Here is a 1,041-nt window from a genome sequence, read left to right as displayed (position 1 = left end):
AATGATGAGAATCTGACCGGTCAACATGTCATTGCCATTACCCGCTCTTTGACCAGCTTTCTTGATGATATGATTGCGCGTGGAGCCCTTTTGGGTGGACGTGTTTGGTTTGATCGTGATTTAAATTCCAACAGTACTTTACAGCTTGGAAAATTGCGGGTGGAATTTGATGCAGAAGAAGTGCCTCCTCTAGAAGATTTAAGTTTCTCCAGCCGGCGCAATAGCGCTTATTTTGATCGGTTGGCGCAAGATATGCAAAAGAAAATGACCTATCAATTTGGCGATACACTTGAAACTTATCGCAAAGCAGCAAGGAGTGAAGCATGACTTTACGCATTGTACGCGGTTTTACCCTGATTGTTGATGATGATGTGAATCTTCACCTCGATCTTGAAACGCTTAAATTGCCCACACTGGAAGAAATCACTGAAACCTATCAACCAGGCGGTTCTGATATGCAAATTGATGTTTCTGGTCTTGGTGTGAAAGCCCTCGGTTTGCAAATGAAAATCCGCAGCCACACACCAGAAATTATCGGCATCTTTGGTGGTCCCCCTGGTCTTCGTCATAAATTTACCGGCAAGAAACATGTGATTTCTGAAGAAGATGGGCGCGAGCATGAACATTCCATTGATGTCACAGGGCGTTTGGTCAAAGTTGATAGTGAAGGCTTAACGGCTGGCAAGGCAACAGGCTATGATTGCGAGATCAAAAATGTTTGGGACTATACGGAGTTTTGGGATGGCGCTGTTTTGCACCGTTTTTCGTTCAAACGGGGTGGTTGGCTTGTGCGCAACGGGCAAGAGATCGGTTTACGTCGACGCTCTATTCTCAACTTATAGGAATTGATCATGACAAGTTTACAAACCAGCATTGATGTGGAATTGCAGGTTCCGCTTCTTTATCAGGATAAAGGTGGCAAAGAATCTCTCTGCAAGAAACTGACCTTTTATCGCCCCACTTTCAAACAAGCTAAGCAATTAGCCGTGTTGATTGGACCACAGTTGACAGAGTTGCTGCTTCCTGAATTTGGAGAGCAAA

1 protein-coding gene and 2 pseudogenes are annotated in these 1,041 nt (G+C 44.5%); all 3 read left to right on the top strand.

Translation table 11 applies throughout. The features are described from left to right. Positions 1 to 327: pseudogene (locus GQO39_RS08660) on the top strand (phage tail protein); the annotation flags it as partial. Then, on the top strand, positions 324 to 842 hold the full coding sequence (locus GQO39_RS08655; RefSeq protein ID WP_156851790.1) for a phage major tail tube protein: 519 nt from the start codon (positions 324 to 326) through the stop codon (positions 840 to 842). The pseudogene GQO39_RS08660 and the gene GQO39_RS08655, both read left to right, overlap by 4 nt. 9 nt (positions 843 to 851) lie before the next feature. After that, positions 852 to 1,041 (top strand): annotated as a pseudogene (locus tag GQO39_RS08650) (hypothetical protein); the annotation flags it as partial.

Source organism: Bartonella refiksaydamii (assembly GCF_902652675.1).
Lineage (GTDB): Bacteria > Pseudomonadota > Alphaproteobacteria > Rhizobiales > Rhizobiaceae > Bartonella > Bartonella refiksaydamii.
The sequence above is the reverse complement of the archived record's forward strand: the minus strand, read 5'-3'. Positions and strand labels throughout refer to the sequence as shown.

Bases quoted from the DNA above. Each gene is read 5' to 3' on its own strand.
- GQO39_RS08655 (WP_156851790.1), top strand. From the start codon at position 324: ATGACTTTACGCATTGTACGCGGTTTTACCCTGATTGTTGATGATGAT.